The 6,758-nt window shown below is 66.1% G+C and carries 6 protein-coding genes and 1 pseudogene; 3 read left to right on the top strand and 4 right to left on the bottom strand.

The genetic code is table 11. The features are described from left to right. Positions 1-726: Tn3 family transposase (locus VGD20_RS02540; protein ID WP_331132947.1), on the top strand; the 726-nt coding region annotated here is incomplete at its 5' end. A gap of 19 nt (positions 727-745) precedes the next feature. Here VGD20_RS02540 and VGD20_RS02535 read toward each other — a convergent pair. Next, positions 746-3,226, bottom strand: a pseudogene (locus VGD20_RS02535) (Tn3 family transposase); the annotation flags it as partial. Positions 3,227-3,355: 129 nt separating this feature from the next. On the opposite strand from VGD20_RS02535, the gene VGD20_RS02530 reads away from it, so the two are divergent. Further along, the gene (locus VGD20_RS02530; RefSeq protein ID WP_331132945.1) at positions 3,356-3,982 is read left to right on the top strand and encodes a recombinase family protein; all 627 of its coding nucleotides are present in this window, start codon (positions 3,356-3,358) and stop codon (positions 3,980-3,982) included. Between the two features lie 23 nt (positions 3,983-4,005). Here the strand turns inward: VGD20_RS02530 and VGD20_RS02525 are convergent, their stop codons facing one another. From VGD20_RS02525 to VGD20_RS02515, 3 genes are read right to left on the bottom strand one after another with little or no spacing between them, the layout of a single operon-like run. Further along, positions 4,006-4,785 carry a sulfite exporter TauE/SafE family protein gene (locus tag VGD20_RS02525; protein WP_042469177.1) on the bottom strand — a complete coding sequence of 260 codons (780 nt, stop codon included), beginning with the start codon at positions 4,783-4,785 and terminating at the stop codon, positions 4,006-4,008. Positions 4,786-4,792: 7 nt separating this feature from the next. Further along, positions 4,793-5,311, bottom strand: a complete 519-nt coding sequence (locus VGD20_RS02520; RefSeq protein ID WP_042469176.1) for a rhodanese family protein — start codon at positions 5,309-5,311, stop codon at positions 4,793-4,795. Between the two features lie 4 nt (positions 5,312-5,315). Continuing rightward, positions 5,316-5,633, bottom strand: a complete 318-nt coding sequence (locus VGD20_RS02515) for an ArsR/SmtB family transcription factor (protein WP_042469298.1) — start codon at positions 5,631-5,633, stop codon at positions 5,316-5,318. Between the two features lie 68 nt (positions 5,634-5,701). Between VGD20_RS02515 and VGD20_RS02510 the strand changes: the two genes are divergently transcribed. Then, the gene (locus tag VGD20_RS02510) at positions 5,702-6,577 is read left to right on the top strand and encodes an MBL fold metallo-hydrolase (protein ID WP_061780293.1); all 876 of its coding nucleotides are present in this window, start codon (positions 5,702-5,704) and stop codon (positions 6,575-6,577) included. Positions 6,578-6,758: the final 181 nt, after the last annotated feature.

Genomic DNA, 6,758 nt, shown 5'->3' with positions numbered 1-6,758 from the left:
GATGGCGGGGGCGTCTCCGACCATGTGTTCGCGCTATGTCATCTGCTTGGGTTCCGGTTCGCGCCGCGTATCCCGAATATCGCCGCACGCCGTTTGCACCTGTTTAACGGCATCGAACCCGGCCCCGATATTGCGCCGCTGGTCGCGGGCCGCATCGACGAAGGTCTGATCGAGGCACACTGGGACGACGTGCTGCGACTGGGAACCTCGATCCGCACAGGCGTCGTCAGCGCCTCGATCATGCTGGAACGGCTCGGCTCCTATCCACGCGCCAACGGCCTGGCACTGGCGTTGCGCGAGATCGGTCGCGTCGAGCGTACCCTGTTCACGCTCGACTGGATCGAGCAGCCCGAACAGCGTCGCCGCGCCACCCGCGAACTCAACAAGGGAGAAGCGGAAAATGCCCTGAAACGCGCCATCTTCTTCCATCGCATCGGCCGTATCCGCGATCATGCGCTGCAAGCCCAAAGCCATCGGGCGAGCGCGCTGAACCTCGTCGCCGGTGCCATCGTCCTGTGGAACACGACCTACCTGCAAGCCGCCCGGATGCATCTCGCCAACCTCGGCCGGCCGGTCCCGCCGGACCTGCTGCAACACCTATCACCGCTCGGTTGGCAGCATATCAATCTCACCGGCGATTACCTCTGGACCGATCCCGATGCGCCATCCACCGCGCTCAGACCGCTTCGCCAGATGCGCGCCGTCGAAGGCACGGCAAAACCTTAGCGTATATCTGGGTCCGTTCTGTGTACCGACCCCGGATCGAGGCGGCAAGGCGCAGGGTTTCGTCCCAGTTCTCCTCGATCGCGCGGATCTTGACCGGACCGGCGACGAGCGGGCGCAGCGTCGGCCACGAGTCGAGCGGCGACAGGCTGTAGAGCCGGCGCTCGTTGAGGTCGCGGATGCGGGGCGCGAAGCGGAAGCCGAGCAGATGGCACAGGCCGAAGACATGATCGACCGCGCCGGCGGTATCGGTCGCATGTTCGCGGATGACCAGCTCGCTTTCATGGTCGAGCAGGCCGTCGAGGACATGCGCGGCCTCGCCGGCATTGGCGGCGATGACCTTGGTGTGGAACGGCGTGAAGCGGTCGGTGACGTGGGTGTAGAACAGCACGCCTGGTTCGGTGCCATAGCGGGCGTTGTGATCGGCGCGGGCCTCGCCCTGACCACCGGCACGAAAGAACTGCCCGTCCGACGACGATGTATCGCCCGGTCCCCAGACCGCCGCGAGCGGATGCGCGGTATGGCAATCGACGATCGCCGCCAGCGCCGACAGATAGGTTTCGTCGCGCACATGCCATTCCGCCGTCCAGCGCAGGCGAGACAACGTCAGCCCGCGCGAGCTTTCGGCCATGCGGCCCAGGCCGAGGTTGGTCGCATCGGCGAGGATCGCACCCATCAGCGCGGACTGGTCGGAGGCGGGGGCGCCGCTGCGCGCATGGACGAAACGGTCGGCGAATCCCGACCATGCGGCGACCTCGACCAGCAGATCGGTGATTCGGACGCGCGGCAGCATCGCGTAGAGCCGGGCCTTTAGCGCATCGGCATCGTCGGACGGGGATCGCCGGATCGACGATATGAGCAACTGCCCGCGTTCGATCGTCACATCGACCAGCTCGCCCGCTGCGGCTGCGCGCTCCACCTCCGTCATGCGCCGGGCCAACAGGGTGCGGCGTTCCTCGTACCATTTGGAAAAGTCGGTCGGCACAACCAGGCGCAGATCGCCGCTCGCGCGCATCGCTTCGAAGGCGGGCATGGGCAGCTGATAGTCGTCGAGCGTGCGATAGGCGCGGCTGCCGTCCACCCAGATGCTGCCCGAGCCGAGCCGCTCGCGCAGGTGGGCGATCACTGCGATCTCATAGGCGCGCCGGTCTATCGTCCCTTCCGCCGGCTGCACGACCTTGCGCCAGCGCGGCTTGATGAAGCTGGTCGGCACTCGCTTCGGCAGGACCGATCGACCGTCGCGGTACATCGTGCGCAGCACCTCGATCGCGCCGAGCAGCGGATCAGCCAACCGCGCGGTGCGGAAGGTGAAAGCGGCGAGAAACGTCGGGGCGAAACGCCGCACGGCGGGATAGCGTTCGACCACTTCTTCCAGCCCGTCATCGGCCGAGCGCGTCAGATCCTCGGCAAAGCGGATGCTGCGTTCGAGCTGATCCCAGCCCATCTTCGCGTCGATCGCGCGGAAGGCATCGCGCCCGCTCGCACGAGCATCTACCAGCAGGCGACCGAGCCGGGCATGGAAACGCGCGGTGTCCTTCAGCATCCGTGCCTGGCCGAGCAGCCGATCGGAGCGGGTGCGGTCGGCACGGCGGAACAGCGCGCCCACCATCTTCTCCACCATGACCAGCGCGGCGTCGGTCAACGTCGCTTCCATCTCGATCACGGAAGCTACGAGCATGGCGAGCCGGCGCGGACGTTCGAGACGCCGCAGGTGCTGGGCGGTGACGATGCCGGCGGTCCGCGCAATGACGGCATAGCGAGCAGCATGGATACGTCGTGCTCGATCAGCCGCGATCCCGATGCCGCGCACGGTGTCGAGCCGTTCGACGATTCCCTTCAGGTTCGCGGCCGATGGTGCTTCCGGCCATTCGCGTATCCATCCTAGCCGGGTGCGCCCATCATCGTCGGAGGCGATCATGTGTTCGAGTGCGGCTTCCTGTTCGGTCGAACAGTCGCGGATCAGATTGGAATGGGCCGCCTTGCGCGCCCGTGTCCGCACGATGAGGGCGAGCCGTTCCAGCGTCGATGTCGCCGGCAGTACGATCCGGTCCGCCCGCAAGCGATCGACCATGCCTGTGACGATCGTCTCACCTCTATCAGTCGAAGCGGCAATCTCCGATCCCAGCGCCAGCATCGCCCGTACATCCACCCGCGCGAAGGCGCGCAGACCGAGCAGAGCTTCGATCTCGGCCCGGTGTTCGCGCAATGTCGTGGGGCGCGTGGCATAGCCGGTGAAGTCGTCGGCTACGCACCCGATCTGATCGGCGAGCAGCGCGAGCATGGCGGCGGGCACCGCATCCCCCGTCAGTAGCCTGCGACCGGGATGACGCAGGTAGCAAAGCTGCACCGCATAGCCGAGCCGGTTCGCCCCGCGCCGACGTCGCGCCACCTGTGCCAGATCGTCGGGACCGAGCGTATAGAGCCGTTCGATCGTCGCGCGATCGGCAGGCGGGTCGAAGATCACAGCACGCTGCGCGGGCGACAGGATGGTCTTGGTCGGCATCGGCTTCCTGTTCGTCACGAAACAGGAAAGCGTACCCGTTCATGGAGCATAGACCAGAAGACGGGTTATGTGACATTATCGCGATTGATCGACGGGCAATGCCGCTCCGTCACGTGAACGGACGTATATGTGACAACGCAGATCGGTTACGCGCGGGTGTCCAAGGCGGACGGCAGCCAGGTCCACGACCTGCAGCACGACGCGCTGGTCGCGGCCGGCGTCGATCCCGAGCATATCTATGAGGATGCCGCATCGGGCCGGCTCGACAAGCGACCGGGACTGGACGCCTGCCTGAAGGCGCTGCGCCGCGACGACACGCTGGTCATCTGGAAACTCGATCGGCTCGGCCGCGATTTGCGCCACCTCGTCAATACGGTTGGTGATCTGACGAAGCGTGGCATCGGGTTGAAGGTGCTGGCGGGCGAAGGCGCGTCGATTGACACAACCACCGCCAACGGTCGGCTGATCTTCGCGATTTTCGCCGGCCTCGCCGAGTTCGAGCGAGAACTGATCGTCGAGCGCACGCGCGCCGGTCTGGAGTCCGCTCGGGCACGCGGTCGGCACGGCGGGCGTCCGTTCAAGATGACGCCGGCCAAACTGCGTCTCGCCCAGGCCGCGATGGGCAAACCGGAAACCAAGGTCGCGGAGCTATGCGCCGAACTCGGCGTGACGCGCCAAACACTCTACCGACACGTCACGCCGAAGGGCGAGATCAGGCCCGATGGTGAAAAGCTGTTGGCGCGAGTGCGCCGATAGCAGTCGGCTGAAGCTGCTCAGGTTCAGAGCGACGATGCCGTAACGTAGGTTCCTACCGCAATCACGACGGCGGCAAAGCCACGTTCGAGCAGCCCCTTACGGGTGCCGAGAACCTTGCCCAATGCAATACCGCCGATCGTTCCAGCGACGCCGCCCACGACCAGCATCGCGGTCACGCTCCAGTCGACCAGCCCCGACAGGGCGTAGGACAAGGCGGTGGTCAACCCCAGCGCGCTGACGACGACCAGCGACGTGCCGATCGCGAAGGGCAGCGGCATCGCGGTCGCGAGGATCAGCCCCGGCACGATCAGGAAGCCGCCCCCGATCCCGAAGAAGCCGGCGGCAAGCCCGACGCCCAGCCCGATCGGAACCAAGCGCGGCAGCAGCGTCGAGGCGCTATCGCGGGTCAGTCGCACGTCCGGCGCTTCCGCCGTGCGGCGCTTGCGCAACATCGACAAACCGACGCCAATCATCAGAAGCCCGAACAGGACAAGCAGTCGCTTGCCGTCGAACGCCTTGCCCAACTCCGCCCCCAGCGCCGCGCCGATCATTCCGGAGACGGCGAAGACACTGGCGCACCGCCATTTCACGCGGCCCGCTCGCGCATGGCCGACCAGGCTGGCAAGCGCATTGACGGTGACGGCGACAGCGGCCGTCCCGATCGCAGCGTGCGGTGATCCGACGCCGACAACATAGATCAGGAGTGGCACGGCGAGGATCGACCCGCCTCCGCCGACAAGGCCGAGGATCAGGCCAATCACGCCGCCCGATGCAAGCGCGGCAAGGGTGGCAGCGGTGTCCACGATCGCCTCAGGCTGTCGCGCGCCGGTTCCAGGGCATGACGCGCAGCAGGTTGGCCATGCCGCACCACCCCGTCACGCCCGCGAACATCAGCCCCGCCCCGACGAACGCCGACAGCCCGAAGAAGCCGGGAGCGACGAACGTGCCGAGCAGAACGCCGATCAGCACCAGCCCACCGGCGGTAATCTGCACCTGCCGCATGATTTCCAACGGCTGCGACCGATCGGCGACGGTGGGCTGTCCTGCCTGCCGCCACGCATCGATGCCGCCGCCCAGGATATAGGCCGGCGCGCCACCCGCTGCCGCGCCGAGCTGCGCCGCATTGGCGGCGGTGCGCATCCCGGACTTGCAGTGAAAGACGACCGGACGATCGTCGCGCGGGAGATCGCCGATCCGGTCGAGCGGCACGTTCATCGCGCCGGGAATGCGTTCGCGCGCATGCTCGTCGGCACCGCGAATGTCGATCAGGCGCGCACCGGCATCGATCGCGGCACGGGTATCGTCGGGAGAAAGGGTCGCGAGCGTCATCGCATCAATCCTTGCAGTAGAGCTGGTAGAGAGTGCCGAGCAGCGTTTCGACGCGGGCATCCGCGATGGCGTACCAGAGCGTCTGGCTCTCCCGCCGGTAGGTGACGAGACCCTCGTCGCGCATCCTGGCCAGGTGCTGCGAGCAGGCCGACTGCGACAAGCCGACATCACGGGCCAGATCGCCGACCGTCATCTCGCCATGCTCGACCAGCTTGCACAGCAGCATCAGCCGGCGAGCATTGCCGATCGCCTTCAGCGTGTCGGCGACCTGCCCGGCCTTCGCCTCGAATGTCGCCAGGTCCATCGGCGGTTTGAGCATCATCGCCACTCCATTAGGTGTTGCTTATGTAGCACCAGCTAATATATTAGCAAGCGCTAACGGAGAAAATCATGACTCAGCCCCTCATCGAGGCGTTTTTCGACGAGCCGACCAATACGATTAGCTACCTCGTCGGCGATCCCGCGACACGGACTGCGGCGGTGATCGATCCAGTCCTCGACTTCGACATGGCGAGCGGCGTCGCCGACACGCGCTCGGCCGAGCGGATCGTCGCCTTCGCCCGCGAGCAGGACTGGCGGATCGCGATGGTGCTGGAGACGCACGCTCATGCCGATCATCTGTCGGCCGCACCCTTCATCAAGGCGCATACAGGCGCATGGATCGGGATCGGCGCGCATATCCGCGACGTGCAGAAAATCTTCCGCCCCGTGTTCGCGATGGATGATCTGAAAACGGACGGCTCGGACTTCGACCGCCTGTTCGAGAATGGCGACCAGTTCGCGATCGGGGCGCTGGCGGTCGAGGTGCTGCATGTCCCCGGCCACACCCCGGCCGACGTGACCTATCTGATCGGCGATGCGGCGTTCGTCGGGGATACGCTGTTCATGCCCGACTATGGCACCGCCCGCGCCGACTTCCCGGGCGGGGATGCGCGGACGCTCTATCGCTCGATCCGCCGGCTATTGGCGCTGCCCGACGAGACGCGACTGTTCCTCTGCCACGACTACAAGGCACCGGGTCGCGACGACTATCGCTGGGAGACGACGGTGGGCGAGCAGCGACGGTCGAGCGTCCACGTCCATGACGGTGTGAATGAGGACGACTTCGTCGCCATGCGCGAGCAGCGTGACGCCGGGCTATCCGTGCCCAAGCTCCTGCTGCCCTCGATCCAGGTCAACATCCGCGCGGGCCATTTCGATCAGGCGGAGGCGAACGGTGTCACCTACTTGCGTATTCCGGTAAAATGGAAAGCCGGCCATCCGTGATGTCATACGATCGCTGACACGGCTTTGTGCTTAGCGTACGTTTTCGACCATCCTCTCACCGGTCCCCGAATAGGCGAGGAGCGACGCGCCCAGGCGCGCGAGCGTCGTGCCGCTGAGAAGATTCTGGCAGCGGCAGCGCCGGTGACAGGCGATATGTCCCGCAGCTCGCGCTGAACCGCTA

Origin of the sequence: Sphingopyxis sp. (assembly GCF_036402335.1) — a bacterium.
Taxonomy (GTDB): Bacteria; Pseudomonadota; Alphaproteobacteria; order Sphingomonadales; family Sphingomonadaceae; genus Sphingopyxis.
This window is presented reverse-complemented; position numbering and strand designations above follow the sequence as displayed.